Annotated in this window: 21 protein-coding genes, 3 pseudogenes and 1 riboswitch; of the genes and pseudogenes, 20 read left to right on the forward strand and 4 right to left on the reverse strand. The window is 70.9% G+C overall.

All coding sequences use genetic code 11. The annotated features are described in order from the left end of the window. Positions 1 to 77: 77 nt before the first annotated feature. The 3 genes from dapA (at position 78) to ABWV20_RS11875 (ending at position 3,763) form a co-directional block, all read left to right on the forward strand. The gene (gene dapA / locus ABWV20_RS11865; protein WP_353355369.1) at positions 78 to 962 is read left to right on the forward strand and encodes a 4-hydroxy-tetrahydrodipicolinate synthase; all 885 of its coding nucleotides are present in this window, start codon (positions 78 to 80) and stop codon (positions 960 to 962) included. Between the two features lie 108 nt (positions 963 to 1,070). Beyond that, positions 1,071 to 2,756, forward strand: coding sequence for a ribonuclease J (locus ABWV20_RS11870; RefSeq protein ID WP_353355370.1), 1,686 nt, complete (start codon positions 1,071 to 1,073; stop codon positions 2,754 to 2,756). Beyond that, on the forward strand, positions 2,753 to 3,763 hold the full coding sequence (locus ABWV20_RS11875; protein WP_353355371.1) for an endonuclease/exonuclease/phosphatase family protein: 1,011 nt from the start codon (positions 2,753 to 2,755) through the stop codon (positions 3,761 to 3,763). The genes ABWV20_RS11870 and ABWV20_RS11875 overlap by 4 nt, the downstream gene beginning before the upstream one ends. A 19-nt stretch (positions 3,764 to 3,782) precedes the next feature. On the opposite strand, the gene ABWV20_RS11880 is transcribed toward ABWV20_RS11875, so the two are convergent. Further along, positions 3,783 to 5,225 carry an aminotransferase class V-fold PLP-dependent enzyme gene (locus ABWV20_RS11880; RefSeq protein ID WP_353355372.1) on the reverse strand — a complete coding sequence of 481 codons (1,443 nt, stop codon included), beginning with the start codon at positions 5,223 to 5,225 and terminating at the stop codon, positions 3,783 to 3,785. Between the two features lie 34 nt (positions 5,226 to 5,259). Continuing rightward, positions 5,260 to 5,386: riboswitch (SAM riboswitch) on the reverse strand. A gap of 187 nt (positions 5,387 to 5,573) precedes the next feature. On the opposite strand from ABWV20_RS11880, the gene ABWV20_RS11885 reads away from it, so the two are divergent. Both ABWV20_RS11885 and ABWV20_RS11890 read left to right on the forward strand, forming a co-directional pair. Beyond that, positions 5,574 to 8,567 carry a DNA translocase FtsK gene (locus tag ABWV20_RS11885; RefSeq protein WP_502901782.1) on the forward strand — a complete coding sequence of 998 codons (2,994 nt, stop codon included), beginning with the start codon at positions 5,574 to 5,576 and terminating at the stop codon, positions 8,565 to 8,567. Between the two features lie 45 nt (positions 8,568 to 8,612). After that, the gene (locus ABWV20_RS11890; protein ID WP_353355373.1) at positions 8,613 to 9,362 is read left to right on the forward strand and encodes an ion channel; all 750 of its coding nucleotides are present in this window, start codon (positions 8,613 to 8,615) and stop codon (positions 9,360 to 9,362) included. Between the two features lie 8 nt (positions 9,363 to 9,370). Here ABWV20_RS11890 and ABWV20_RS11895 read toward each other — a convergent pair whose 3' ends face one another. Further along, positions 9,371 to 10,564 carry a dipeptidase gene (locus ABWV20_RS11895; protein WP_353355374.1) on the reverse strand — a complete coding sequence of 398 codons (1,194 nt, stop codon included), beginning with the start codon at positions 10,562 to 10,564 and terminating at the stop codon, positions 9,371 to 9,373. 37 nt (positions 10,565 to 10,601) lie between these two features. On the opposite strand from ABWV20_RS11895, the gene rimO reads away from it, so the two are divergent. The 4 genes from rimO to ABWV20_RS11915 are packed head-to-tail and all read left to right on the forward strand — an operon-like array spanning position 10,602 to position 13,628. Further along, positions 10,602 to 12,071 carry a 30S ribosomal protein S12 methylthiotransferase RimO gene (gene rimO, locus ABWV20_RS11900; protein ID WP_353355375.1) on the forward strand — a complete coding sequence of 490 codons (1,470 nt, stop codon included), beginning with the start codon at positions 10,602 to 10,604 and terminating at the stop codon, positions 12,069 to 12,071. Continuing rightward, entirely contained in the window at positions 12,068 to 12,730 is a 663-nt protein-coding gene (pgsA, locus tag ABWV20_RS11905) for a CDP-diacylglycerol--glycerol-3-phosphate 3-phosphatidyltransferase (RefSeq protein WP_353355376.1), read from the forward strand. Before rimO ends, pgsA begins: the two co-directional genes overlap by 4 nt. A gap of 7 nt (positions 12,731 to 12,737) precedes the next feature. Beyond that, the gene (locus ABWV20_RS11910; protein ID WP_353355377.1) at positions 12,738 to 13,277 is read left to right on the forward strand and encodes a CinA family protein; all 540 of its coding nucleotides are present in this window, start codon (positions 12,738 to 12,740) and stop codon (positions 13,275 to 13,277) included. A 54-nt stretch (positions 13,278 to 13,331) separates the two neighbouring features. Then, the gene (locus ABWV20_RS11915; protein WP_353355378.1) at positions 13,332 to 13,628 is read left to right on the forward strand and encodes a helix-turn-helix domain-containing protein; all 297 of its coding nucleotides are present in this window, start codon (positions 13,332 to 13,334) and stop codon (positions 13,626 to 13,628) included. A 55-nt stretch (positions 13,629 to 13,683) separates the two neighbouring features. Here ABWV20_RS11915 and ABWV20_RS11920 read toward each other — a convergent pair whose 3' ends face one another. Continuing rightward, positions 13,684 to 15,261, reverse strand: a complete 1,578-nt coding sequence (locus ABWV20_RS11920) for a DUF3352 domain-containing protein (RefSeq protein ID WP_353355379.1) — start codon at positions 15,259 to 15,261, stop codon at positions 13,684 to 13,686. A gap of 148 nt (positions 15,262 to 15,409) precedes the next feature. On the opposite strand from ABWV20_RS11920, the gene ABWV20_RS11925 reads away from it, so the two are divergent. From ABWV20_RS11925 to ABWV20_RS11950, 6 genes and pseudogenes are all read left to right on the forward strand, one after another. Beyond that, on the forward strand, positions 15,410 to 15,664 hold the full coding sequence (locus ABWV20_RS11925; protein WP_502901783.1) for a DUF3046 domain-containing protein: 255 nt from the start codon (positions 15,410 to 15,412) through the stop codon (positions 15,662 to 15,664). Beyond that, complete coding sequence (locus ABWV20_RS11930) at positions 15,661 to 16,206, forward strand: O-acetyl-ADP-ribose deacetylase (RefSeq protein ID WP_353355381.1); 546 nt, start codon at positions 15,661 to 15,663, stop codon at positions 16,204 to 16,206. Before ABWV20_RS11925 ends, ABWV20_RS11930 begins: the two co-directional genes overlap by 4 nt. 225 nt (positions 16,207 to 16,431) lie before the next feature. Beyond that, positions 16,432 to 17,046, forward strand: a pseudogene (gene recA, locus ABWV20_RS11935) (recombinase RecA); the annotation flags it as partial. After that, a pseudogene (locus tag ABWV20_RS11940) lies at positions 17,038 to 17,907 on the forward strand (LAGLIDADG endonuclease); the annotation flags it as partial. The pseudogenes recA and ABWV20_RS11940, both read left to right, overlap by 9 nt. A gap of 111 nt (positions 17,908 to 18,018) precedes the next feature. Next, positions 18,019 to 18,576: pseudogene (locus ABWV20_RS11945) on the forward strand (intein-containing recombinase RecA); the annotation flags it as partial. Between the two features lie 175 nt (positions 18,577 to 18,751). Further along, on the forward strand, positions 18,752 to 19,273 hold the full coding sequence (locus ABWV20_RS11950; protein WP_353355382.1) for a regulatory protein RecX: 522 nt from the start codon (positions 18,752 to 18,754) through the stop codon (positions 19,271 to 19,273). 118 nt (positions 19,274 to 19,391) lie between these two features. Here the strand turns inward: ABWV20_RS11950 and ABWV20_RS11955 are convergent, their stop codons facing one another. Then, positions 19,392 to 19,994 (reverse strand): YceI family protein, encoded by a 603-nt coding sequence (locus ABWV20_RS11955; RefSeq protein WP_353355383.1) that lies wholly within the window; start codon positions 19,992 to 19,994, stop codon positions 19,392 to 19,394. Between the two features lie 227 nt (positions 19,995 to 20,221). Between ABWV20_RS11955 and miaB the strand changes: the two genes are divergently transcribed. The 5 genes from miaB (at position 20,222) to ABWV20_RS11980 (ending at position 25,676) form a co-directional block, all read left to right on the forward strand. Further along, positions 20,222 to 21,748: a tRNA (N6-isopentenyl adenosine(37)-C2)-methylthiotransferase MiaB gene (gene miaB, locus ABWV20_RS11960; RefSeq protein WP_353355384.1), complete on the forward strand. Its 1,527-nt coding sequence runs from the start codon at positions 20,222 to 20,224 to the stop codon at positions 21,746 to 21,748. Positions 21,749 to 21,898: 150 nt separating this feature from the next. Continuing rightward, positions 21,899 to 22,549 (forward strand): peptide deformylase, encoded by a 651-nt coding sequence (gene def, locus ABWV20_RS11965; protein ID WP_353355385.1) that lies wholly within the window; start codon positions 21,899 to 21,901, stop codon positions 22,547 to 22,549. Then, a complete protein-coding gene (miaA, locus tag ABWV20_RS11970; RefSeq protein WP_353355386.1) occupies positions 22,546 to 23,457 on the forward strand; it encodes a tRNA (adenosine(37)-N6)-dimethylallyltransferase MiaA in 912 nt (303 codons plus the stop codon). The genes def and miaA overlap by 4 nt, the downstream gene beginning before the upstream one ends. A gap of 108 nt (positions 23,458 to 23,565) precedes the next feature. Continuing rightward, entirely contained in the window at positions 23,566 to 23,913 is a 348-nt protein-coding gene (locus ABWV20_RS11975) for an ArsR/SmtB family transcription factor (protein ID WP_353355387.1), read from the forward strand. Next, the gene (locus ABWV20_RS11980; RefSeq protein WP_353355388.1) at positions 23,910 to 25,676 is read left to right on the forward strand and encodes a SulP family inorganic anion transporter; all 1,767 of its coding nucleotides are present in this window, start codon (positions 23,910 to 23,912) and stop codon (positions 25,674 to 25,676) included. The genes ABWV20_RS11975 and ABWV20_RS11980 overlap by 4 nt, the downstream gene beginning before the upstream one ends. Positions 25,677 to 25,680: the final 4 nt, after the last annotated feature.

The following is a 25,680-nucleotide window of genomic DNA, read 5'->3' on the forward strand; positions in this document are numbered from 1 at the left end:
AGTAGTGCCTCGCTCTCTGTCCGGGCCGGTCGTGGGCGTGCGCCGGAACGACCGGGACCGGGCGCTAACCTTGGGCCATGGCAGACGCACCCCGGCTCGGACGTGTCCTCTCGGCGATGGTGACCCCGATGCGGGCGGATGGATCAGTCGACCTCGACTCCGCGCAGCGGTTGGCGACCCACCTCGTCGACGAGGGGCATGACGGCATCGTCGTGTCCGGCACGACGGGGGAGTCCCCGACGACGACGGCCGCCGAGAAGGAGGAGCTGCTCCGTGCGGTCATCGGCGCAGTCGGGGACCGGGCCGTCATCGTGGCCGGTGCCGGCAGCAACGACACGGCCAAGAGCGTCGAGGCCGTCCGGATGGCGGAGAAGGTCGGGGCCCACGCGGTCCTGGCCGTCACGCCGTACTACAACAAGCCACCGCAGGCCGGTCTCGTGGCGCACTTCCTCGCCCTCGCCGACGCGAGCGACCTGCCCGTCATGGTCTATGACATCCCCGGCCGGTCCGGCATCGCGATCGCCCGCGAGACCTACCTGCGGATCGCCGAGCACGACCGCATCGTCGCCGTCAAGGACGCCAGAGGCGAGCTGTGGCTCGCCAGCCAGCTGATGGAGCAGACCGGCCTCGACTGGTACTCCGGAGACGACGCCATGAACCTCGCCCACTTCGGCAACGGAGCCGTGGGCTTCGTCGGCGTCACCTCGCAGACCTGCCCCGCGGTGTATCGGCGGATGGCCGATGCCGTGCTCGAGGGCCGCTGGGACGACGCCCGCGCGATCCACCGCTTGCTCCACGCGATGGTCGACGCCGTCATGTACGTCACGCAGGGCGCCATCATGGCCAAGGCCGCCCTCGCCGAGCAGGGGATCATCGCGTCCGGCACCGTCCGGCTGCCCCTCGTCGAGGCGTCCGACGAGCAGCGCGAGCAGATCCGGGCCGCGCTCGCGACCGTCGCCTGACCCCTCCGTCATCGCACCACCTGCCCCACACCGACCTGCACCACACCGACCTGCACCACACCGACCTGCACCACAGCCAGTCCAGACGAGCCCACCGACAGGAACCCTGTGAGCCATCCCCACCCCGAGCTGACCACCCCGCCGCCACTTCCCGAGAACGGACTGAGGGTCGTCGCCCTGGGCGGACTCGGCGAGATCGGTCGCAACATGACCGTGCTCGAGACGAAGGGTCGGCTGCTCATCGTCGACTGCGGCGTGCTCTTTCCCGAGGACCACCACCCCGGTGTCGACCTCATCCTGCCCGACTTCTCCTACGTGCAGGACCGCCTCGACGACGTCGAGGCCATCGTCCTGACCCACGGCCACGAGGACCACATCGGCGCCGTGCCCTACCTGCTCCGGCTCAAGGGCGACATCCCGCTCATCGGGTCCACCCTGACCCTCGCGCTCGTCGAGGCGAAGCTCAAGGAGCATCGGATCCGGCCGTTCACCCTGGCCGTGCGCGAGGGCCAGCGTGAGCGGGTCGGCGCCTTCGACCTCGAGTTCGTCGCGGTGAACCACTCCATCCCCGACGCCCTCGCCGTCTTCGTGCGCACCGAGGCGGGGACCCTGCTCCACACCGGCGACTTCAAGATGGACCAGTTGCCGCTCGACGGGCGGATCACCGACCTCCGAGCCTTCGCCCGGCTGGGCGAGGAGGGCGTCGACCTCTTCCTGACCGACTCCACCAACGCCGACATGCCCGGGTTCACCACCCCGGAGCTCGAGATCGCACCGGCGATCGACAAGGTCTTCCGGCATGCCCAGCGCCGGATCATCGTCGCCTGCTTCAGCAGCCACGTCCACCGGGTGCAGCAGGTCCTCGACGCCGCGGCGAAGGCGGGCCGCAAGGTCGCCTTCGTCGGCCGCTCGATGATCCGCAACATGGGGATCGCCGCCGACCTCGGCTACCTCCACGTCCCCGACGGCATCCTCGTCGACATCAAGCGGCTCGGCGACCTGCGCGACGACGAGCTCGTGCTGATCAGCACCGGTTCCCAGGGGGAGCCGATGGCCGCCCTGTCCCGGATGGCCAACGGCGACCATCGCATCAACGTCGGTCCCGGGGACACGGTCCTGCTCGCGAGCAGCCTCATCCCGGGCAACGAGAACGCCGTCTACCGGGTCATCAACGGCCTCATGCGACTCGGCGCCGCCGTCGTCCACAAGGGCAACGCCAAGGTGCACGTCTCGGGGCACGCGAGCGCCGGCGAGCTGCTCTACTGCTACAACATCGTCCGGCCCCGCAACGTCATGCCGGTGCACGGTGAGTGGCGGCACATGTTCGCCAACGCGCAGCTGGCCATCCAGACGGGTGTTCCTGAGCGCAACGTCGTGCTCGCCGAGGACGGCGTCGTCGTCGACCTCGTCGACGGGCACGCCTCGATCACCGGGGTCGTGGACTGTGGCTACATCTACGTCGACGGCACCAACATCGGCGGCACCGACGAGGCGCTCCTCAAGGACCGTCGCATCCTGCGGGACGAGGGCTTCATCACGTGCATCGTCGTCCTCGACGCAGCGACCGGCAAGATCGCCTCGGGTCCGGAGATCACCGCACGCGGCTTCGTCGAGAGCGAGGAGATCTTCCAGCAGGTGATCCCCAAGGTCGAGCGGGCCATCGAGGAGGCCGTCGCCAACGGTGTCCGCGACGACCAGCAGCTGCAGCAGGTCATCCGGCGGGCCGTCGGTTCCTGGGTCGGCGGCAAGATCCGCCGTCGCCCGATGATCATCCCGGTCGTCCTGCAGGCGTGACGGGGACCGAGCGCCACCGGCCCTGGTGGCGGCGACGGCCGGTCAGGGCGGCCGGAACCGACCTCGGCATCGCCGTGGTCCTCGTCGGCCTGGTCGCCGTCGGAGCCGCTCGCTGGGTCGACTCCACGGCACAACCGGTCGTCATCCTCCAGACCGGCGGGCCTTTCGTCGCGATCGGCCTGCTCCTGCTCCTCGTCGCCACAGCGCTGCTGAGGCGCTGGTGGCTGCTGCTCCCCATCGGGGCGGCGGTCGCGGTGGCGGCCTCGATCGCGTTGCCCGGCTGGTTCGCGCACACCTCACCTGACGCTCCCCGCGACCTCACCGTCATGGCGGCCAACCTCTCCTACGGGCGGGCTGATCCCGACCAGGTGGCCGATGCGGTGCGGGCGCGCCTGGTGGACGTGCTCGTCGCCACCGAGATCACTCCCGACGCCCTGGCGGCGCTGGAGGGGGCAGGGCTGGACGGCTGGTTCATCGAGCAGGTCGGCGAGCCACGGCCGGACTCCTCCACCGGCACGGTGATCTTCTCGCGATTTCCCCTGACGGAGACGACCGGCGACGACCCGGTCGACGCCCACACGCCGAGCCTTCAACCCGAGGTCGTCGTCGACGTCAGCGGCACGTCCGTGCGGGTCAAGGCGGTCCACGTCACTGCCCCGCTGTCCGGCGACACGCAGGAGTGGCGCGCCGGACTCCGGGCTCTCGCCACGTGGCGCGACCGGCAGGACCCGGACGAGCCGCTCCTGCTCGCGGGCGACTTCAACGCGGGCCCTGGGCATCCGTCGTTCCGCCACGCCGCGGCCGGCCTCGACGACGCGCACCAGGTGGCTGGTCTGGGGTGGGTGCGCACGTGGCCCGTCGTCGGCCGGCGGTTGCCTCCCTACATCCAGCTCGACCACCTCCTGAGCCGGGGGCTCAGGGTGGTCGAGGCCGGGCAGGTCGCGGTCCACGGCACGGACCACGCCATCGTCTGGGCCGCCTATGCCGTCCCGGGATCAGACTCCTGACGCGGCGCTCCGGGCCGGGTCACCAGGGGCGAACGGCGTCCCCGTCGCGCGGGTCGTCCCCGTCCACGACCCATCCCGACTCGCCGTGGGTCCACGTCGCGGCCGGCCCGGCCTCGACGAGCTCGCGCAGGGCGCCGATGAGCCGGTCCACGCCCTCGCGAGTCGACCCGAGCCCGATGCTGGCCCGCACCGCGGTGGCGTGCTCGGCCGATCCAGAGAGCAGGTCGTCGACGAGCAGGTGCGCGCAGAACCGACCGTCCCGCACGCCGATGCCGTGCTCCACGGACAGGACCTGCGAGACCAGAGACGAGTCGAAGCCACGCACCGTGAACGCGACGACGCCGACCCGGTCATGTGCTTCGTCGAAGATGGACAGCTCCTCGACGCCGTCGATCGAACGCAGCCCGTCGCGGAGCCGAGCGAGCAGGCGCGTCTCGTGGCCCTCGATGGCGGCCCGGTTGCCGGCGATGGTGGCGCAGGCTGCCGCGAGCGCGATGGCACCGATGACGTTGGGGCTGCCGCCCTCGTGGCGGGCTGCGCCGGTCGCCCACGTCGTCCCGTCCTCGGCGACGGCGCGGGTCGCACCACCGCCGCGCAGGTAGGGCTCGCCGGCGTCGAGCCAGTCGGAGCGCCCGGCCAGGACGCCGGTGCCGAAGGGCGCATAGGTCTTGTGTCCGGAGAAGGCGATGTAGTCGACGTCGGACGCGGCGAGGTCGATCCGGCGGTGCGCCGAGAGCTGCGCGGCATCGACCGCGACGCGGGCCCCGTGCCGGTGGGCCAACCGGGTGAGCTCCTCGACCGGCCACACCTCGCCGGTGACGTTGGAGGCGGCGGTGATGACGACGAGGCGCGGTCCGTCGCCGTGCCCGGAGAGTGTCCCGGAGAGTTCCCCGGAGAGTGCCTCGGAGAGCGCGCTGTGCGCCTCCGCGATGCTGCGCGGGACGGGCAGACGCACCGTGCGGTTCTCTCCCCATGGCAGCAGGGTCGAGTGGTGCTCCGACGCGAAGACGAACACGGTGGCCGTCTCCGGCAGGGCAGCGGACAGCACGGCCCAGGAGTCCGTCGTCGTCCGGGTGAAGACGACGGCGTCACCCGGACGCGCGCCGACGAAGGCTGCAACCTCGGCGCGAGCCTGCTCGTACCAGGCGCTCGTCAGACGAGACGCGTAGCCGGCGCCGCGGTGCACCGAGGCGTAGGTCTCGAGGGCGCGGTCGACGGCCTCCTTGACCGCGACCAGGGCCGGGGTGGACGCAGCGTGGTCGAGGTTGGCGTAGGTCGTCGCCCCCGAGAGAGTGGGCACGACGAGGCCGGCGCCGACGACCGCCGGCAGCGCCACCGACGACGGGGCGGAGACGGCACGGGTGCGGGTGGCGAACGGGTGCGGTGCGCCGGCTCCGCACTCCGTGGCGCCGGCCGCCAGGGAACGGGCGTGGGCCGCGCTGGTACGGGGGAGGACTGACATGGGGGCTCCTCGGTCGGGGGACCCGCCGGGTGCAGGTCCGCGCTTGCCGCGCCTCGACACCACGAACGTGGCGAGGACGGCCTGGTCGTCACCCGGAGCACCCCGCCGCGGAGGAGGGTTGCTGGCCAGCGAGCCGGGGCTTGACGCTGGCGCTCATGACCTGACACGAAGATAGGGAGCCGCCCCCGCCGCTGTCCACCGGGCACGGGGCCCGTGTCGTCATCTGAGACGTATGCCGCTGGGCTCGCTCCTCGTCCCAGGCCGCTCGGCGGGTCGGATCGGAGCAAAAGGAGGGTGTTGCGCGTGTGACGCGTGAGTTCAGGGGGTCAGGTGTCGTACCGTGCGACCATGGCGACACGTCGGTCCAGCAGCGCGCGCCCTGCTTCGTCCTCCGGTTCGTCGGCCACGACGAGGGCGGCGTCGGGGACGAGCAGTGGTGCCGCGACCCGCGGCAAGGCCGCCGCACGCCCGGCCGCGAGCCGCGGTGGCGCCCGCGGGACCAAACGTCCCGCGACCCGGGGCAGGGCCAGGGGCGGCGGCCTGCCACTGCCGATCCGAGCCGTGCGCAACACCTGGATGGGGGTGTCGCACGTCGCCGGGGGAGCCGTCCGACGAGTCGGCGCCAGCGCCCGCGACCTCGAGCCCGAGCACCGCCGGGACGGTGTCGGCTTCACCCTCATCGCGCTCGCCATCATCGTCGCCGCGCGCGAGTGGTGGGGGGTCGACGGGGTCTTCGGCGACGGCGTCCACGCCGTCGTCGCGGGGACCTTCGGCCGCATCGCCTACGCCGTTCCGCTCGTCCTGCTCCTGCTTGGTCTGCGAGTCCTTCGAGCACCTGAGGACGAGGCAGCGACCAACCGCATCATCGTCGGCACCGTCACGCTGACCTTCGCCGCGTGCGGGCTGGCCCACGTCAGTGACGGCATCCCCAACCCCCCTGACGGCGCTGAAGGAATGCGCGCCGCCGGCGGCATCATCGGGTTCCTCGCCTCCAGCCCGCTGGACGCGGCCGTGTCCAGGTACGGCGCGATCGCCATCCTCATCCTGCTCGGCACCTTCGGCCTCCTGGTGATCACCGCAACGCCGGTCAACCACATCCCGCACCGTCTCCGCCAGCTGCGCGACCTCGTCCTGCACCGACCGCACGAGGCGGACGGCGGCGAGCCTGCCGAGGACGCCGAGGGAGGGCCCGCAAGGAGGAGCCGCCGCAAGGCCGTCGACCTCAGCGAGCGGGACGGCGACGAGGCCTTCCGGCAGGCCGCGGTCCGGGAGGCGGAGGACGAGCCGACCACGCGCCTGCGCCCCGGGGAGAAGCGGCCGACGCCGCCCGGTGTCCTGGCCCCACGTCCGGCCGGCACGTCCGCGAGCACCCAGGCCATCGACGCCACCGACCCACGGACCCACGGCGCCCCCGACACGGCCCGCGTCGGGCCCAAGCCGGAGCTGGTGCCGCCTCCCACCTCGCCCATCCCGTCCCGGGTCGAGCAGCTCTCGCTCGAGGGCAACGTCACCTACCGCCTCCCGGACCACGCGATCCTGGCTCACGGGGCCCCGCACAAGACCCGCAGCCACACCAACGACAAGGTCGTCGAGTCGCTGACCCACGTCTTCGACCAGTTCGACATCGACGCAGCGGTGACCGGCTTCACCCGCGGGCCCACCGTGACCCGCTACGAGGTCGAGCTCGGATCGGGCACCAAGGTGGAGCGCGTCACCGCCCTCTCCAAGAACATCGCCTACGCCGTCGCGTCGGCCGACGTCCGCATCCTCAGCCCCATCCCCGGCAAGAGCGCCATCGGCATCGAGATCCCCAACGCCGACCGGGAGAACGTCGCCCTCGGCGACGTGCTGCGGAGCCAGACGGCCCGGAGCAACGAGCACCCCATGGTCATGGGCGTCGGCAAGGACGTCGAGGGCGCCTACGTCATCGCCAACCTCGCCAAGATGCCCCACCTGCTCGTCGCCGGCGCGACCGGCTCCGGCAAGTCGAGCTTCGTCAACTCGATGATCACCTCGATCCTCATGCGGGCGACGCCGGAGGAGGTCCGCCTCGTCCTCGTCGACCCGAAGCGCGTCGAGCTCACCGCGTACGAAGGCATCCCGCACCTCATCACGCCGATCATCACCAGCCCGAAGAAGGCCGCGGAGGCGCTCCAGTGGGTCGTGCGCGAGATGGACCAGCGCTACGACGACCTGGCGGCCTTCGGCTTCAAGCACGTCGACGACTTCAACAAGGCAGTGCGGGCGGGGAAGGTCAAGCCACTCCCCGGGTCCGAGCGCCAGCTGACGACCTACCCCTACCTCCTCGTCGTCGTCGACGAGCTCGCGGACCTGATGATGGTGGCCCCCCGCGACGTCGAGGAGTCCGTCGTCCGGATCACCCAGCTCGCCCGTGCCGCCGGAATCCACCTCGTCCTCGCGACACAGCGACCCTCCGTCGATGTCGTGACCGGTCTCATCAAGGCGAACGTGCCCTCGCGCATGGCCTTCGCGACGAGCTCGCTGGCCGACTCGCGTGTCGTCCTCGACCAGCCGGGCGCAGAGAAGCTCATCGGCCAGGGCGACGCGCTCTTCCTGCCCATGGGCGCGAGCAAGCCGATGCGCGTGCAGGGCGCCTGGGTCAACGAGTCGGAGATCCACGAGGTCGTCAAGTTCGTGACGACCCAGCTCAAGCCCAACTACGTCGAGAACATCACCGTCGCCCAGCCCAAGAAGCAGGTCGACGACGACATCGGCGACGACCTCGACGTGCTGCTGCAGGCCACCGAGCTCGTCGTCACGACGCAGTTCGGCTCGACCTCGATGCTCCAGCGCAAGCTGCGGGTCGGCTTCGCCAAGGCGGGCCGCCTGATGGACCTGCTGGAGTCGCGCGGCGTCGTCGGCCCGAGCGAGGGCTCCAAGGCCCGGGACGTGCTGGTCCGGCCCGAGGACCTCGAGCAGACGCTGGCCCTGCTGCGCGGGGAGGACGTGCCCCACCCGAACGACCCGGGCGATCCCATCGACGCCTCGGGACTGGTCGAGCCGGTCGAGAGCGCCGGGGCCCCGGCCGAGCCCGCGCCGTTCAGCGCGGACCCGACCATCCTCGAAGGTCCGGTCGACGAGGGAGCGAGCCCAGCGGCATACGGTGACGGGGCGCCCGAGAGTGCGCCGGTGCGGACGGCGGCCATCGTCGCCCAGCGGGGCGAGCGCCGCGCCCACGGCGAGGACGTCGACGCGACGGCGGCCGTGCCGGTCGCGGCGTGGCAGCCCGGCGACCTGACTCCCGTGGTCACCGAGGCCGACGAGGACGAGGAGTCAGAGGACGCCTGGCAGCTGACGGACCGGCGCGAGGAGCGCTGGTGATCGACGGCAGACGGCGCACTGGGCCGCGCAGGTAGAGTCCCGAGCGTGACTGCATCGCTGGAGCTGTGGCCGTCGTCCCCGCGGCGGGCCGGACCCCCGAGGCGCCTGGACCGGTGGCGGCGCATCATCGTCGAGACGCCGTCCGGGGTCCTGCTGGTGGTGCAGCTGCTCGCCCTCGTGTCCTACCCGTTCCTCCAGACGCTGGAGCTCGGCGAGTTCCAGCAGGTCGGTCACGCGGCCTTCGGTCTCGTCGGCCTGCTCGTGCTGTTCCTCGCGGTGCGTGCGGTGCGTGCGACCCCGGCGCTGACGTGGGTGTCCGTCCTCCTCGGCGGGCCGGTCGTTCTCATGACCATCGGTGAGTCGATCTGGCCGGAGAACGACGTCCTGGTCTTCTGGTCCGCGCTGCTCCACGCCGCGTTCTACTTCTACACGGGCTATGCGCTGCTGCGGTACATGTTCGCCGACAACTGGGTCACCCGCGACGAGCTGCTCGCGACCGGGGCGACGTTCACCGTGCTCGCCTGGGCCTACGCGTACCTCTACCTCGCGATCCAGTTCATCTGGCCGCACTCGTTCACGATCTACGGTGAGGTGGTGCCGGGCACTCGCACCTGGTTCGAATTGCTCTACCTGTCGATCACCACGATGACCTCTACCGGGCTGTCCGACATCGTCGCGGTCACGCCGCACACGAGATCGTTCGTCCTGCTCCAGCAGATCTCCGGGATGCTCTACGTCGCCCTCGTGGTGGCTCGCCTCGTCGGGCTGACCATCGCCCGGTTCCGGCAGAGCTGAGGCCGGGCTCAGGCCGATGGCGAGCCGTCGAGCTCGGCGATGGTCCGCAGGCTCGGCGCGCGGGTGGTCTGCAGGTCGCGGGCGACGGCCTCGACGTCCCGCATGACGCGCAGCGTGTTGCCCCGCAGCAGCCGGGCCAGGTCGGAGTCCGACCACGTCCGGTCGACGAGCGCCGAGACGAGGCGGGGGTAGGCGCTGACGTCCTCGAGCCCGGTCGGATAGGTGTCCGTCCCGTCGTAGTCCCCGCCGATGCCGACGTGGTCGATCCCGGCGACCTCGCGGACGTGCTCGAGGTGCGCCACGACGTCGCCGATCGTGGCGGCCGGTCTGGGGTGCCGCTCGGCATAGGTGGCGGCAAAGGCCTTGAACGCCACCCAGTCCTTGGGGTCGACCCCCAGCTCCGCCGCGGCTGCCGCCGCCTCGGTCCGCCACTCGGCGACGGCCGGGGAGACGAAGTCCGGCACGAAGGTCACCATGCAGACGCCGCCGCCGTCCCGCAGCCGCTCCAGCACGTCGTCAGGCACGTTGCGCGGGGTGTCGCAGACCGCCCGGGCCGAGGAGTGGCTGAAGATCACCGGTGCCTCGCTCACCTCGAGGGCCGCGCGCATCGTCGAGGGTGCCACGTGGCTGAGGTCGACCATCATGCCCAGCCGGTTCATCTCCCGGACGACCTCCCGGCCGAACTCCGTCAGGCCGCCGACGGCCGGCACGTCGGTGGCCGAGTCGGCCCACGGGACTTTGTCGTTGTGGGTCAGCGTCAGGTAGCGGACGCCGAGCGCGAAGAGGGCCCGCAGGGTGGCCAGGGAGCACCCGATCGAGTGGCCGCCCTCCGCGCCCAGAAGGGAGGCGATGCGGCCGTTCGACCCGGCCACGTCGATGTCCTCTGCGGTCCGCGCGAGAGCCAGCTCAGCGGCATACGTCCTGATCATCCGGTGGACCCCGTCCACCTGCTCGAGAGTCGCGGTCACCGCCGCGTCGCCCTGGAGCGTGCTCGGCACGAAGACCGACCAGAACTGGGCGCCCACCCCACCTGCCCGGAGACGGGGGAGGTCGGTCACGGTCGATGCCACCCGAGCGCGCAGGTCGAGGCGGTCGAAGTCGTAGCCGACCTGGACCCGCGCCTCCCACGGCAGGTCGTTGTGGCCGTCCACGAGAGGGTGCTCGGCGAGCAGGGCGCGCGCATGGGAGAGGGACTCGGGCATTCAGTCATTGAACACCGCCCCCTCTAGAGTGGGTCGCATGACCCCACCCCCTCCGGCCGCGACTCGCAGCGTCGCCCTCGTCACCCTGGGGTGCACCCGCAACGAGGTCGACTCGGAGGAGCTCGCCGGTCGGCTCCAGGCGGAGGGGTGGACCCTCGTCGACGACGCCGCCGAGGCGGACGTGGCCGTCGTCAACACCTGCGGCTTCGTGGAGCAGGCGAAGAAGGACTCGATCGACGCGCTCCTGGAGGCGTCCGACCTCAAGGAGGACGGCCGCACCCAGGCCGTCGTCGCGGTGGGCTGCCTGGCGGAGCGATACGGCAAGGACCTCGCCGAGCAGCTGCCCGAGGCCGACGCCGTGCTCGGCTTCGACTCGTACCAGGACATGTCGGCGCACCTGCAGACCATCCTGGCGGGCGGCCACGTGCCGAGCCACACGCCGGGGGACCGGCGGCGCCTCCTGCCGCTCACTCCCGCAGCACGCCAGGAGGAGGCCACGAGGGTGGCCCTCCCGGGGCACGGCCACACCCCGGAGCCGTATGCCGCGCAGCTGGGTCCTGCTCCAGCCAGCGGTCCCCGGGTGGTGCGCGCGCGTCTCGACGGGCGCCCATGGGCGCCGCTCAAGATCGCCTCCGGTTGTGACCGTCGCTGCTCGTTCTGTGCCATCCCGATGTTTCGCGGTGCCTTCGTCTCCCGTCGACCGGCCGACGTGCTCGCGGAGGCGCGCTGGCTCGCCACCCAGGGGGTCAAGGAGCTGTTCCTCGTCTCGGAGAACTCCACCTCCTACGGCAAGGACCTCGGTGACCTCGCCCTCCTCGAGAAGCTCCTGCCCGAGCTGACCGAGATCGAGGGCATCGAGCGGGTGCGGGTCAGCTACCTGCAGCCCGCCGAGATCCGGCCCGGCCTTCTCGAGGCGATGGCGCGGACCCCTGGGGTCGTCCCCTACTACGACATCTCGTTCCAGCACGCTGCCGAGCCGGTGCTGCGGCGGATGCGTCGTTTCGGGTCTCGACCGGCCTTCCTCGACCTCGTCGCCAGGGTCCGAGCGAGCGCCCCGGAGGCCGGGATCCGATGCAACGTCATCGTCGGCTTTCCCGGGGAGACCGAGTCCGACGTGGCTGAGCTCGAGGCCTTCCTCACCGAGGCCCGACTCGACGTCGTCGGAGTGTTCGGCTACTCCGACGAGGACGGCACCGAGGCCGAGTCGTTCGGGGAGAAGCTCGCGCCGGAGGTCATCACGGCCCGGCTCGACCGACTCACCCGCCTCGTCGAGGAGCTCAACGCGCAGCGCGCGGAGGAGCGAGTCGGTGAGGTCGTCGAGGTGCTCGTCGAGGAGATCGACGAGGAGGACGGGCGACTCGTCGGGCGTGCGCCCTTCCAGGGGCCCGACGTCGACGGTGTGACCTACGTCCTCCCGGCTCCAGGGCAGCAGGCCGGCGTCGGCGACCTCGTGCGCGCCGTCGTCGTGGCGACCGAGGGCATCGACCTCGTCGCGGAGGCCCGATGACCGAGCCGCTGCTGCCGCACGGCGAGGGCCCTTCGCCGCGCCCGACGGACTGGAACGTGCCCAACGCCCTGACGGTGCTGCGCTTCCTCCTCGTGCCGGTCTACGCGGTCCTGCTCTTCTACGACGGCGGCACCCATCCCTGGTGGCGCTTCTGGGCCTGGGTGGTCTTCGTGCTCGCTGCCGTGACCGACGGCATCGACGGCCGCCTCGCGCGCCGTAACGGCCAGATCACGAACTTCGGGAAGGTCGCCGACCCGATCGCCGACAAGGCGCTCACCGGGACCGCCTTCATCGGCCTCTCCGCGCTCGGACTCATCTGGTGGTGGGTCACCATCGTCATCCTCGTCCGGGAGATCGGGATCACCCTGCTGCGGTTCATCGTCATTCGGCACGGGGTCCTACCGGCCGGTCGGGGCGGCAAGTTGAAGACGATGCTCCAGACCTTCACGTTGGGTGCGCTCACCCTGCCGTTGTGGGCGTTCCCGCTCGCCGAGGTGTGGACCTGGCTCGCCCACGGAGTCCTCGCCGCCGCCCTCGTCGTCACCGTCGTCTCCGGGGTCGACTACGTCTTCCAGGCCCTGCACCTGCGCGAGACCAGCGAACGCACCCGCCTCCGGCGCGCTGCCCGGTCAGCCAACCGGTCGGACGGCCTGCCATGAGGTCGCGATGACCGTCCCGGCAGAGCCCCCAGCGGCCGACGCGCCGACGGACTCAGGGCTCCTCGTCTCTCACCTCACGGTGCTGGGACAGACCGTGGCGTGTGCCGAGTCGCTCACCGCCGGACTGGTCGCCGCGACCATCGCCGACACCCCTGGTGCGTCGCTCGTCCTGCGGGGCGGCGTCGTGGCTTACGCAGCCGATCTCAAGGCGGCGCTCCTCGGCGTTCCCGACACGCTCCTGGCCGAGGCCGGGACGGTCGACGCGCGCGTCGCCCGGGCCATGGCAGAAGGGGCGCGGGAGCGACTGGGTGCGACCTGGGGCATCGCCACGACGGGTGTCGCCGGCCCCGGTCCAGCCGAGGGCAAGCCGGCGGGGACCGTCCACGTCGCCGTGGCGGGCCCGACGGGAACAGAGTCCCGGGCGCTGCGGTTGAAGGGGACACGTCCGGAGATCCGACGAGCCGCCGTCGACGCCGCCCTGGGGCTGGCCCTCGAGGTGATGACCGGCAAACCCCTGCACCGTCCAGAGAGGCACGGGGTACGGTAGGACCAGAGGCAACGCAGAGCTTGAGCCCGGACACGGCGACCGAAGGAGGACGGCATGGCCCTGTTGCGACGTGAGCTCGGAGATGTTCTCCGGGAGCGTCGGCGCGCGCAGGGACGCACTCTCCGGGAGGTCTCGGCCTCGGCGTCCGTCTCCCTCGGCTACCTCAGCGAGGTCGAGCGCGGCGAGAAGGAGGCATCCTCCGAGCTGCTCGCGTCCATCTGCAGCGCCCTCGACCTGCCCCTGTCCCAGGTCCTCATCGACGTCTCCAGCCGGATGGCGGAGTCCGAGGGTCTCGCTCCCACCGTTGCGCTGCCCGTCCCTGCGGACGTCGTCGCGGCGTCCGCCGCCTGACTACGGCCGCCTGACGACGGCGGCCTGACTCCGGCGCCGGCTGGGTGCTGGCGCCTCAGTTCGCGACGACGCGCAAGGAGAACTCCGCCTCGCCGACCCCGGTCACCGTCGAGGACATGCCGACGGACCGCATTGCCTCGACAGCCGCCCGGGCCTCGCCCTCGACCTCGTCCAGGTACAGCGCCTCGAGCCGGTCGAGGTCGACGTACACGGCGTAGTCGGCGCCCGCGCCCTCTCCGAGTGCCGCCGTGAAGGCAGCCGAGTCGCCCAGCCGCCCACCGGCCTTGAGCCGAGCGGCGTAGTCGCGCGTGGTCGACAGGTAGAGGCGGTTGCCGTCGACCTGCTTCGTCAAGAAGCCGGCGGCACCGCTCGCCTCCTCGATCGTCGTCACGACCTCCTCGGCGCGCTGGGCATGGTCGGTGACCACCGTGGCGCCGATGGCCGGGGTCGTCTGCCCGAAGTCCTGGTCCGGAACGCTCACGGTGAACGAGGTTCCGAACAGCGCCTTGAGGTCGTCCGGCAGGGAGAGGCCGAGCTCGTCCTCGAGGGCGCCGATCGTGTCGTCCATGCCGCTGGCCGAGGCGGCGTCGTTGAGCTGCTTCTCGAGCTCGGGCCAGGCCTGCTCGAGCTGAGCGGCTCCACCCGAGACGTGGAGGGCGGCGATGGTGTCATCCGGCAGGCCGACCAGCGCGTCGGCGGCGCCGTCGACCGGCTGGAGTGACTGGGAGCCCCCGACAGCGCGGGCGATGCCGGCGATCTCGGCGTAGCCGGGGTCGAAGCGCAGTGCGGCCGCCATCCGACCCTGGACGGTGGGCGGCAGACTCGGCAGCTCGGCCGCGGGAATGTTCCCGGCGAACTCCTTGATCGCGGCCCCGAGGTCCCACCACGTGGCGGCGACCCCCTGCTCCCCGAGGGCCTCCATGTCACTGGTGAACGAGGCGTTCTGCGCGAGGGTCCCCTGGTCGGTGGCCGCCAGTGTCGCATCGCCCTGGCCGCGCCTGGCCAGAATGACGTAACCGTCCTTGGTGCGAAGGTCCACGTCGTCGCCCCCGGCGCCGCAGGCGGTCAGCCGGTCGAGGGTCGAGAGCGCCCGATCCACGTCCGACGCCTGGAGCGCGATGACGACGTTGGGCTGTTCCGGCGTCCCGCCGGGCCGGAAGCCGAACCCGACACGGTCGCCGAGCCAGGGAGCGATGTCCCGCGCATAGTCGAAGGCCTTGACGCAGGCATCGTCGGACTGCGCGACGGCAAGCTCCCACAGCTTCTGTCGCGCGTCCCCTGACTCGAGCTGCTTGATCTCGGGAACCTTGGCCAGGAAGCGGACTGCGGCGAGCTTCTGCCCGGCGGACGGGTCGATGTCCACCTGGACGTAGCCGAAGGTGTCACCGGGCAGGACCTCCGCCGGCTGGGGGCCGCCGCTGCTCAGCTGCTGGACCGCGAGGGCGCCGCCGACCCCGAGGAGCAGGACGGTGGCCACGCCCCCCACGAGCAGGGCCCGGCTGCGGGGGCGGGAGGCAGGCTGCTCCACCTCGGACCGGCCGGACGGGCTGGGCACATCGGTGAACTCGACCGGGCCGCTGCCCGTCCCGCGTCCGTCGCTGTCAGCTGGGTGGCCGTCGGTCGGCTGGGTCATGATCGTTCCCCTGTGTTGAAGCGAGCCGCGATCCGCGGTGCGGGGCCGACGATACCGCTCGGCTGACCCGCGTCCCCAGAGATCCGCGATAACGGTCCGGCCACTGCTGCCGGACGCCGGTCCCGGTCCCGGATGGCACACTCAGGGAGTGCGGATGAGCCATTTCTGGACCTTGATGAACGACGAGTTCGGCGAGGACTACGCCGCCACCCTGGCGAGGGACCACGTGCTCGGCGCCCTCGGCGGTCGCACCGTGCAGGAGGCCCTGGAGCAGGGGGAGCCGCCACGAGCGGTCTGGGAAGCACTGTGCAGCGACATGGACGTTCCCGCCGAGCGTCGGCTCGGACGCGACAACCGGGTCGCGCGGGGAGCGCAGGGAGGCCAGCTGGGAGGGAGGTCGTGACGGTGACGAACCCAGCGGCATACGGCATCGAGCTCGTGCGCGGCGACATCACGACCGACGCGGAGGCGGACGCCATCGTCAACGCGGCCAACCGGTCCCTCCTCGGCGGAGGTGGGGTGGACGGCGCGATCCACCGAGCCGCCGGACCCGAGCTGCTCGCCGAATGCCGGATCCTCGGAGGCTGCGACACGGGGGACGCGAAGATCACGGGTGCGGGGCGCCTGCCCGTCCGTCACGTCATCTATGCGGTCGGGCCGGTGTGGCGTGGCGGGGATGCCGGCGAGGCCGCCCTGCTCGCCTCGTGCTACCGGCGCAGCATCGAGCTGGCTGGCCAGGCGGGCTGCGCCGTGGTCGCGCTCCCGGCGATCTCGTGCGGCATCTACGGGTACCCGCTGGAGCAGGCAGCCCCGATCGCGATCCGGTCGGTGGCGGCGGCCATGAGGGCGCAGCCCGCGGTCCGCCGGGCGCGCTTCTGGCTCTTCGGCGACGATGCGTATGCGGCCTTCCACTCGGCGTTGGACAGCCTCAGGCAGGACGGCTGAGGGATCCGGTGGGCCAGCGGCGTGTCGATCCCACCGTCGAACACGTGTTCGGTAGCCTGTCCACAGGTGGAGCACCACGCTCGACGTCGTCCACAGGTCGTCTCGTGGAACATCCCGATGTCGGTGCCCGCGCCTAACGTCTGACCTGACAGCGCGATCGACACGAGCCGTGGCTGCAGGTCGAAGGTAGACGACCGCAGCAGAGACGGCAGATAGGTGACCGACATGGCTTCGGTGCAGGACAAGGACAAAGCCCTCTCCTCGGTGATGGGACAGATCGAGAAGAACTTCGGCAAGGGAGCCGTCATGCGCCTCGGCGACGACATCCGGCCACCCATCGAGGTCATCCCGACCGGTTCGATCGCGCTCGACGTCGCGCTCGGGATCGGCGGCCTGCCGCGCGGTCGAGTCGTCGAGATCTACGGACCTGAGAGCAGTGGAAAGACGACGGTGGCGCTGCACGCGGTCGCCAACGCACAGAAGGCGGGCGGCATCGCCGCCTTCATCGACGCCGAGCACGCGCTCGACCCGGACTATGCGAAGAAGCTCGGCGTCGACACCGACGCCCTGCTCGTGTCGCAGCCAGACACGGGCGAGCAGGCGCTCGAGATCGCGGACATGCTGATCCGCTCCGGCGCCCTCGACATCATCGTCATCGACTCCGTCGCCGCGCTCGTGCCCCGCGCCGAGATCGAGGGCGAGATGGGCGACAGCCACGTCGGGCTCCAGGCCCGCCTCATGAGCCAGGCCCTCCGGAAGCTGACCGGAGCGCTGAACACCACTGGCACGACAGCGATCTTCATCAACCAGCTCCGCGAGAAGATCGGCGTCATGTTCGGGTGCTTCAGCTACGGCACCCGGGTCACCCTGGCCGACGGCTCGACGGAGAAGATCGGGCGGATCGTCAACCAGAAGCTGCCAGTCGAGGTCCGCACGTACGACCCGCAGACCAACGAGATCGTTGCCCGACCCGTGACGAACTGGTTCGACAACGGCGTGACCGAGCGGTTCCTCCAGTTCACCGTCGACACGTCCGGAGGCAACGGGCCCTCCCAGTTCGCCGCGACGGAGAACCACCTCATTCGCACCCCTGGCGGGTGGCGGGAGGCCGGGGACATCATCGCCGGCGACCGGGTCATGGTCGACGAGACGGCGCGCCTCAGCGGGCAGCAGTGGCAGGTCGTCCTCGGAGGACTCATGGGCGACGGACACCTGGCACCCAGTCGTCGGGGTCGGCACGACGTTCGGTACCGGATGGGGCACGGCACGGCGCAGGTGGCCTACCTCGACTGGAAGGCGTCGCTCTTCGGCAACATCGGCCAAACCCGCACCGAGCGCCCCGACGGCTCAGTCCATGTCGACCTCTCGTCCCTCCCGGAGCTCGGCGAGATCCGCGACGTCATCTACTGGGGCGATGGCAAGAAGCACCTGACCCATGACGTCATCAAGCAGCTCACACCGCTGGCCCTGGCCATCTGGTACATGGATGACGGGAGCTTCGCCCACAGGTCCACGGGCACCCAGGCTCCGGCGGCCGGCGGCAGCGACCGCGGCGACCGCATCGAGATCTGCGTCGAGGCGCTGAGCGAGGGCAGCCGCGAGCGGCTCGTCGAGCTCCTTCGCGATGTGCACGGCGTCGAGGCACAGGTGTCGCTCGGGGGTGCCCGCCAACAGGCCGTGCTGCAGATGTCGACCGCCGGCTCCACGCGCTTCCAGGAGATCGTCGCGCCCTACGTCCACGCGTCCATGGAGGACAAGCTGCTTCCGCGTTTCCGGGGCCAGTTCGCTGTGGAGCCGGAGTTCGTCGAGCCCACGCAGGTCCTCCTGCCGGCCCAGGTGCTGGACGTTCGGGTGAAGCCGAGGACGGGGTCCATGCACCGCTTCGACATCGAGGTCGAGGGCACGCACAACTACTTCGTCGACGGTGTGATGGTTCACAACAGTCCCGAGACGACCACCGGTGGCAAGGCACTCAAGTTCTATGCATCGGTCCGTCTCGACGTCCGCCGCATCGAGACCCTCAAGGACGGCACGGACCCGGTCGGCAACCGCACGCGCGTCAAGGTCGTCAAGAACAAGGTCTCCCCGCCCTTCAAGCAGGCCGAGTTCGACATCCTCTACGGCCACGGCATCTCGCGCGAGGGTGGCTTGATCGACATGGGCGTCGAGCACGGGTTCATCCGCAAGGCGGGTGCCTGGTACACCTACGACGGCGACCAGCTCGGCCAGGGCAAGGAGAACGCCCGCAACTTCCTGCGCGACAACCCGGACCTCGCCGACGAGATCGAGAAGAAGGTCAAGGAGAAGCTCGGCGTCGGTCCGCGGGTCGACCAGCCTGCTGAGGTCGCGGACGTGCCCGTCGAGTTCTGAGTCCTGACTGGTCATGTCGGACGAGAGTCACGATCACAAGCTGGCCCGCGCCGCCGCTCTCCTCGCCCAAGCCGAGGGCCTGGCTGCGGCGCGGACCAGTGGACGGCAGGGCCCCGGCGCAGCGGAATCCGAGCCCGGGGCCCGGGTTCCATCCCCGGAGGGGCGTCGTTCGTGGATGCCTCCACCGGAGGATCCGCAACGGACCGGTGACGAGCCTGACCCCGAGGCGGTGGCCCGCGCCATCGTGCTGCGCCAGCTGTCGATGGCACCGCGAAGCCGGGCCCAGCTCGAACGCAAGCTCAGCCAGCGGGGCTGTGACCCCGAGGTCGCCGCGCGAGTGCTCGATCGCCTGACCGAGGTCGGTCTCGTCGACGACGAGGCCTATGCGGAGCTGCTGGTCCGCTCCAGGCAGGAGGGCAAGGGCCTGGCGCGCAAGGGGTTGGCACACGAGCTGCGCCGACAGGGCATCGACCCCGAGATCGCGGACCAGGCGCTCGGCCAGGTGGGTGCGGACGACGAGCGCGCCAAGGCGGAGCAGCTCGTCGCCAAGAAGCTGCGCACCATGACTGGTTTGGCGCCTGACGTGCAGGCCCGACGCCTCGCTGGGATGCTCGCCCGCAAGGGCTACTCCGGGGACGTCGCCTGGCCGGTGATCCGTGACGCCGTCAACGACGCTCCCGAGCACCAGCGGGACTGAGCGTCGGCTGCGCGACTCAGCTCAGCGGCATACGGCTGACGCGCCGACGCACCCGGACGGATGCAAAGAGGGGGTGGGGACCAGGTGGTCCCCACCCCCTCTCGGGCATTCGGGTCGCTCAGGCCTGGGACGGGACCAGGGCGATGGCCGAGATGTCGAACTCGAGCTTGACCTTCTCGCTGACGAGGACGCCACCGGTCTCCAGGGCGGCGTTGAACGTCAGGCCCCAGTCGGTGCGGTCGATGGTGGTCTCGCCCTCGAAGCCGACGCGCTTGTTGCCGAACGGGTCGATCGCGGTGCCGGTCTCCTCGAAGGGGATGCTGACGGGCTTGGTGACGGCGTTGATGCTCAGGTCACCGGTGATGACCCACTCGGAGCCGTTGCGCTCGACGTTGGTGGAGGTGAAGGTGATCTCCGGGTAGTTCTCGACGTCGAAGAAGTCGGGGGTCTTGAGGTGGCCGTCGCGCTGCTCGTTGTGCGTCGTGACCGAGGCGGCCTTGATGACGACCTTGACCGAGGAGTTGGCGGGGGTGACGGTGTCGACGTGGGCCGAGCCCTCGAAGTCCTCGAAGTTGCCGCGGACCTTGGTCACCATGGCGTGCCGGGCGGAGAAGCCGATGCGGGTGTGGCTCGGGTCGATGGTGTAGTCACCGGCGATGTCGGCGGCGGGGGTGGCGACGACCTGTGCGGCCTCGTCCTTGGTGCGGTTGAACAGTCCCATGATCAGTCCTTTGAGGTAGTTGGTTTAACTTTCAATAACTAGGATGCAGGACTTCGTTTGAATTGTCAAGTATCCGCGTTACGAGGGATTCTTCCCGCCGTGACGGGGCCGCGCGGGGACAGGCGCCGACGGCCCCGCGACGTGCGGCGATGCGCCCCGGACGACGTACTCTTGGGTGCTGTCCCGGCGACAGACGCGAGCCGGCGGCTCAGACCACGGAGAGGACCATGGCCAAGACGTACGACGTGCGGACGCACGGCTGTCAGATGAACGTCCACGACAGCGAGCGCCTTGCCGGCCTGCTCGAGACGGCGGGATACGTCGACCTCGCCAGCGTGCCCGCCCACGACCGGCCGGAGGTCGCCGACGTCGTTGTGTTCAACACCTGCGCCGTCCGTGAGAACGCAGACAACAAGCTCTACGGCAATCTCGGGCAGCTCCGCCAGGCCAAGGTGCGCAACCCCGACATGCAGATCGCGGTCGGCGGCTGCATGGCCCAGAAGGACCGCGGCACCATCGTGGACCGGGCCCCGTGGGTCGACGTCGTCTTCGGCACGCACAACATCGGGTCCCTGCCGGCCCTGCTCGACCGGGCGGCCCACAACAAGCGGGCCGAGGTGGAGATTCTCGAGAGCCTCGAGACCTTCCCGTCCACCCTGCCGACGCGCCGCGACTCCGCCTACAGCGGGTGGGTGTCCATCTCGGTCGGCTGCAACAACACGTGCACGTTCTGCATCGTCCCGAGCCTGCGCGGCCGGGAGCAGGACCGGCGGCCGGGGGAGATCCTTGCGGAGGTCGAGGCGCTCGTCTCCCAAGGCGTCGTCGAGATCACACTCCTCGGCCAGAACGTCAACACCTACGGGGTGGAGTTCGGCGACCGGCTCGCCTTCGGCAAGCTGCTCCGGGCCTGTGGCGAGATCGAGGGGCTCGAGCGGGTCCGCTTCACCAGTCCGCACCCGGCCGCGTTCACCGACGACGTCATCCTGGCCATGGCGGAGACGCCCAACGTCATGCCCAGCCTCCACATGCCGCTGCAGTCGGGCTCGGACCGCGTCCTGAAGGAGATGCGCCGCTCCTACCGCAGCGCCCGGTTCCTCGGCATCCTCGACACCGTCCGTGAGCACATCCCGGAGGCGGCGATCACGACCGACATCATCGTCGGCTTCCCGGGGGAGACGGAGGAGGACTTCCAGGGGACGCTCGACGTGGTGCGCGAGGCCCGGTTCTCGAGCGCGTTCACCTTCCAGTACTCCATCCGAGCCGGCACGCCCGCCGCAACGATGCCGGACCAGGTGCCCAAGGCGGTCGTCCAGGAGCGTTTCGACCGGCTCATCGCCCTCCAGGAGGAGGTCAGCTGGGCCGAGAACCGCCGGCTGGAGGGCCGCGAGGTCGAGGTCCTCGTCGCCCCGTCCGAGGGGCGCAAGGACGCCGAGACCCAGCGGATGTCGGGGCGAGCGCGGGACAACCGACTCGTTCACTTCGCGGTTCCCGAGGGGGGCGAGGTGCCCCGGCCGGGCGATGTCGTCACCGTCGCGGTCACCTATGGCGCTCCGCACCACCTCGTCGCCGACTCGGGCATCCGAGGTGGCACGTACACCATCCGGCGGACCCGTGGCGGTGACGCCTGGGCGGCCCTGCAGGCCGACCCCGGCAGCAGCGGCAAGCCGAAGGTGAGCCTCGGCATCCCGACCATCGGCCGCCCCGCCCAGGCTCCCAGCCAGTCCGCCTGCGCGGCTCCCGCGGGCGTCCGCTAGCCGCTCTTTCCAGAGACGAGCCCGTATGCCGCTGGGCTCGCCCCCGATCGAAGGAGCAGTTCGCGACGTGCCGCGTCGTCGCGAACTGCTCTCTCGATGGGGGAGTTTGTCGCGAACTGCTCTCTCGATGGGTGTGCTTGGATGCTGCGCATGGCCGTTCGACCCATAGTGATCACCGGTGAGCCGGTCCTGCACCGCTCCGCCGCGCTCGTGACCGAGTTCGACGACGGGCTGCGTCGGCTCGTCGAGGACATGTACGAGACGAACGACGCGGCCAACGGAGTGGGCCTTGCGGCGCCGCAGATCGGCGTGGGTCTGCGGGTCTTCATCTGGAAGATGGACAACGAGGACGGCGTGCCGGCTCAGGGACACATCATCAACCCCACGGTCACGACGTCCCGCATCCCCCAGGAGCGCCCCGATCCTCGTGAGGAGACCGAGGGTTGTCTGTCCGTGCCGGGGGAGTCGTTCCCGCTCAAGCGGGCCGAGAAGGCCCACGTCGTCGGGTTCGACCTCGACCAGAACCGTGTCGAGTTCGATGCGACGGGCTGGTTCGCCCGGTGCATGCAGCACGAGTACGACCACCTCAACGGCACGCTCTACGTCGACCGTCTCGACGACCGTCAGGCCAAGAAGGCGCGCAAGGCAGTCAAGCGCAACGGCTGGGGAAGGCCCGGGCACACCTGGCTGCCCGGCGTCGACCCGGACCCGTTCGGCCACGACGAGGTCGACCAGGCCGACAGCGCGGCCGGTGGATCCGGTCACGAGCACCCTCAGCACGCGCACAGTGAGGGCATGTGACGGCTGCGGCCGACCTTCCGATCATCGCGGTCGTCGGTGCCACGGCGACCGGCAAGAGCGGCCTCGGCGTCGACCTGGCGCAACGCCTGGGGGGAGAGGTCGTCAACGCCGATGCCATGCAGCTCTACCGGGGCATGGACATCGGCACCGCCAAGCTGTCGCTCGCGGAGCGACGAGGCATCCCGCACCACCAGCTCGACGTCCTCGACGTCACGGAGGAGGCCAGTGTCGCCGCCTACCAGACGGCGGCCCGTGCCGACATCGCCGCCATCCGCGGCCGGGGGCGCGTGCCCATCCTCGTCGGCGGCTCCGGCCTCTACGTCCGGGCGGCCCTCGACCGGCTCGAGATCCCGCCGACCGACCCGGCGGTGCGCCGCCGGCTCGAGGAGCGGGCCGACGAGGTCGGGGCGGACGGCATGTACCGGCTGCTGCTGGCCTCGGACCCGAGCGCAGCCGCACGGATCCAGCCGGCCAACGTCCGCCGGATCGTCCGCGCCCTCGAGGTCATCGAGCTGACCGGGCGGCCCTTCAGTGCGACCATGCCCACCCGCGAGTACATCGAGCCGACCACCGTCATCGGGCTCGACGTCGACCGGGCGGTCCTCGCCGAGCGGATCGGCGCACGGGTCGACCAGATGTGGCGCACCGGTCTGCGCGCGGAGGTCGAGGGGCTCCTTCCGTTGGGCCTGCGCAACGGGTTCACGGCGAGTCGTGCCATCGGCTACGCCCAGGCGATCGCGGTCCTGGACGGGGATCTCTCCGAGCCGGAGGCCATCGCCGAGACCGCCCGGGCGACCCGCCGCTTTGCCCGTCGCCAGGAGAGCTGGTTCCGGCCCGACCCGCGGATCCGCTGGCTGGATGCCACCTCGGGCGTCTCCGTCGAGCATGCGCTTGCGCTGCTGAGCTGAGATGTCACGGAATGAGACCGCGCCGCGCGCACCACCTTGACTTGATAAGTTGTTCAAGTCATCAAGTTGTCACGTCGTGCCGGTGCGCCGAAGGAAGTGGGTCCAGCCGTGGGTGTGCCGCTCTACCAGGCGAAGGCGGAGTTCTTCAAGACCCTCGGGCATCCGGCGCGGATTCGTATCCTCGAGCTGCTCTCGGAGCGAGACCATGCCGTCCACGAGCTCCTCGAGGAGATCGCCATCGAGCCGAGCAACCTCTCCCAGCAGCTGGCGGTCCTGCGCCGGACTGCGCTGGTGACCTCCACCCGGGTCGGGAGCGAGGTCGTCTACTCGGTCAGCGTCCCGGAGGTGCGCGACCTGCTCCTTGCCGCTCGCAGCATCCTGTCTGCGGTCCTCGCCGCACAGGGTGAGCTCGAGTCGGAGCTCACGGGGGCTCCCTCGGGGTCGGCGACCTCATGAGCACCTCCACGACGGAAGCCCCACCCGGACTCCCCGTGGCGGCGTGGCGGAGGCTTCGCCAGCTCGCGCCGAAGCGGTCGGACTGGACCAGCGTCCGGCCCCGCCGCGACCTCCCGGCCGGGCTCATGGTCGGCCTCGTGGCGCTGCCGCTGGCGCTCGGCTTCGGTGTCAGCTCCGGGATGGGCGCGACGGCGGGTCTGGTGACCGCCGTCGTCGCCGGTGCGCTGGCAGCGGTGTTCGGAGGCAGCCGAGTGCAGGTGAGCGGGCCGACCGGCGCCATGACGGTCGTCCTGGTCCCGATCATCGCGACGCACGGTGCCAGCGGCGTGCTCTTCGTGGGTCTGCTCGCCGGCCTCATCCTCGTCGGGCTGGGCTGGTTCGGAGCCGGACGGTTCATCCGATACGTGCCGGTGCCAGTGGTCGAGGGCTTCACCCTCGGGATCGCCGCGATCATCGGGCTCCAGCAGGTGCCCGCTGCGCTGGGCCAGCACGTCGAGGGAGAGAAGGTCCTGGGGCTCGCCAGCGCAGCCATCGTCGAGTGGATCCACCGGCCGGACGCGGCACCGGTCGTCGTGGCGTTCGGGGTCGTCGCCGGCATCCTGCTGCTCGCCCGGCTGCGGCCCGGGGTGCCCTGGGCCCTCGTCATCGTGGCCGTGGCCACGGTCGCGAACTCCACGATGCGCCTCGACCTCGAGGACATCGGCACCATCCCGGCCGGACTGCCCGCGCCGGCCTTCCCCGGCATCGAGCCGGCCATGCTCGACAGCCTCATCCTCCCCGCAGTGGCCGTCGCCGCCCTTGCTGCGCTCGAGAGCCTGCTGTCCGCCACGGTTGCGGACGGCATGAGCGTCGGACAGCGACACGACCCCGACCGCGAGCTCGTCGGGCAGGGCCTCGCGAACCTCGTCGCGCCCCTCTTCGGCGGGATCCCGGCCACCGCCGCCATCGCACGGACCGCCGTCAACGTCCGCTCGGGAGCAGCCTCGCGACTCGCTTCGGTGACCCATGCAGTGGTCCTGCTCGTCGTCGTTCTCGTGGCGGCGCGCTGGGTCGCGATGATCCCGGTCGCCGCACTCGCCGGCGTGCTCATCGCCACCGCGGTGCAGATGGTGAGGTTCTCCAGCCTCGGCGCCCTGCTGCGCTCCACCAGGGGCGACGCCGTGGTGCTGGTCATCACGGGCCTCGCCACCGTGCTGACCGACCTGGTCGTCGCCGTCCTCATCGGCCTCGTCGTCGCCGGGTTCTTCGCCCTCCAGCAGACGTCGCGCTCGGCCCGCCTCGACCAGGTGCCACTCGACGAGGGCGACCACGTCGACGAGGAGCGCGCCCTCCTCGACGAGCACATCGTCGCCTACCGCATCGACGGGCCCCTCTTCTTCGCCGCGGCTCACGACTTCCTCCTCGAGCTGGCCAACGTCAGTGACGTCCGCGTCGTCGTGCTGCGCATGTCGCGGGTCACCGTCATCGACGCGACCGGTGCCACGGTCCTCGCCGACACCGTGTCCCGTCTCGAGGCGAGGGGCATCACCGTCCTCCTCTCCGGCGTCAGGACGGAGCACGAGCAGGTCCTCCGACAGCTCGGAGTGCACGAACAGCTCGCCCACGAGCGACACCTCTTCGCGACGACACCCGAGGCGATCGGCCATGCCCGACTCCATGCCGGGCGAGTCGCCCACGACCCCGCTCCGGAGGCCACGGAGGACACGGCCGAGACGGGGCCTCGCGGGGGCGGGTCATCCTCCGTTCGGCATGCAGCACAATGACGGA

It is taken from the genome of Intrasporangium sp. DVR (genome assembly GCF_040365325.1).
Taxonomy (GTDB): domain Bacteria; phylum Actinomycetota; class Actinomycetes; order Actinomycetales; family Dermatophilaceae; genus Intrasporangium.

Excerpts from the sequence above, each read along its gene's own strand:
- ABWV20_RS11980 (WP_353355388.1), top strand. The coding sequence starts at position 23,910 with ATGAGCACCTCCACGACGGAAGCCCCACCCGGACTCCCCGTGGCGGCG.
- def (WP_353355385.1), top strand. The coding sequence starts at position 21,899 with ATGGCCGTTCGACCCATAGTGATCACCGGTGAGCCGGTCCTGCACCGC.
- ABWV20_RS11910 (WP_353355377.1), top strand. The coding sequence starts at position 12,738 with ATGACCGTCCCGGCAGAGCCCCCAGCGGCCGACGCGCCGACGGACTCA.
- miaB (WP_353355384.1), top strand. The coding sequence starts at position 20,222 with ATGGCCAAGACGTACGACGTGCGGACGCACGGCTGTCAGATGAACGTC.
- dapA (WP_353355369.1), top strand. The coding sequence starts at position 78 with ATGGCAGACGCACCCCGGCTCGGACGTGTCCTCTCGGCGATGGTGACC.
- ABWV20_RS11880 (WP_353355372.1), bottom strand. The coding sequence starts at position 5,225 with ATGTCAGTCCTCCCCCGTACCAGCGCGGCCCACGCCCGTTCCCTGGCG.
- ABWV20_RS11920 (WP_353355379.1), bottom strand. The coding sequence starts at position 15,261 with ATGACCCAGCCGACCGACGGCCACCCAGCTGACAGCGACGGACGCGGG.
- pgsA (WP_353355376.1), top strand. The coding sequence starts at position 12,068 with ATGACCGAGCCGCTGCTGCCGCACGGCGAGGGCCCTTCGCCGCGCCCG.
- ABWV20_RS11955 (WP_353355383.1), bottom strand. The coding sequence starts at position 19,994 with ATGGGACTGTTCAACCGCACCAAGGACGAGGCCGCACAGGTCGTCGCC.
- ABWV20_RS11885 (WP_502901782.1), top strand. The coding sequence starts at position 5,574 with ATGGCGACACGTCGGTCCAGCAGCGCGCGCCCTGCTTCGTCCTCCGGT.
- ABWV20_RS11895 (WP_353355374.1), bottom strand. The coding sequence starts at position 10,564 with ATGCCCGAGTCCCTCTCCCATGCGCGCGCCCTGCTCGCCGAGCACCCT.
- rimO (WP_353355375.1), top strand. The coding sequence starts at position 10,602 with ATGACCCCACCCCCTCCGGCCGCGACTCGCAGCGTCGCCCTCGTCACC.
- ABWV20_RS11950 (WP_353355382.1), top strand. The coding sequence starts at position 18,752 with ATGCCTCCACCGGAGGATCCGCAACGGACCGGTGACGAGCCTGACCCC.
- ABWV20_RS11915 (WP_353355378.1), top strand. The coding sequence starts at position 13,332 with ATGGCCCTGTTGCGACGTGAGCTCGGAGATGTTCTCCGGGAGCGTCGG.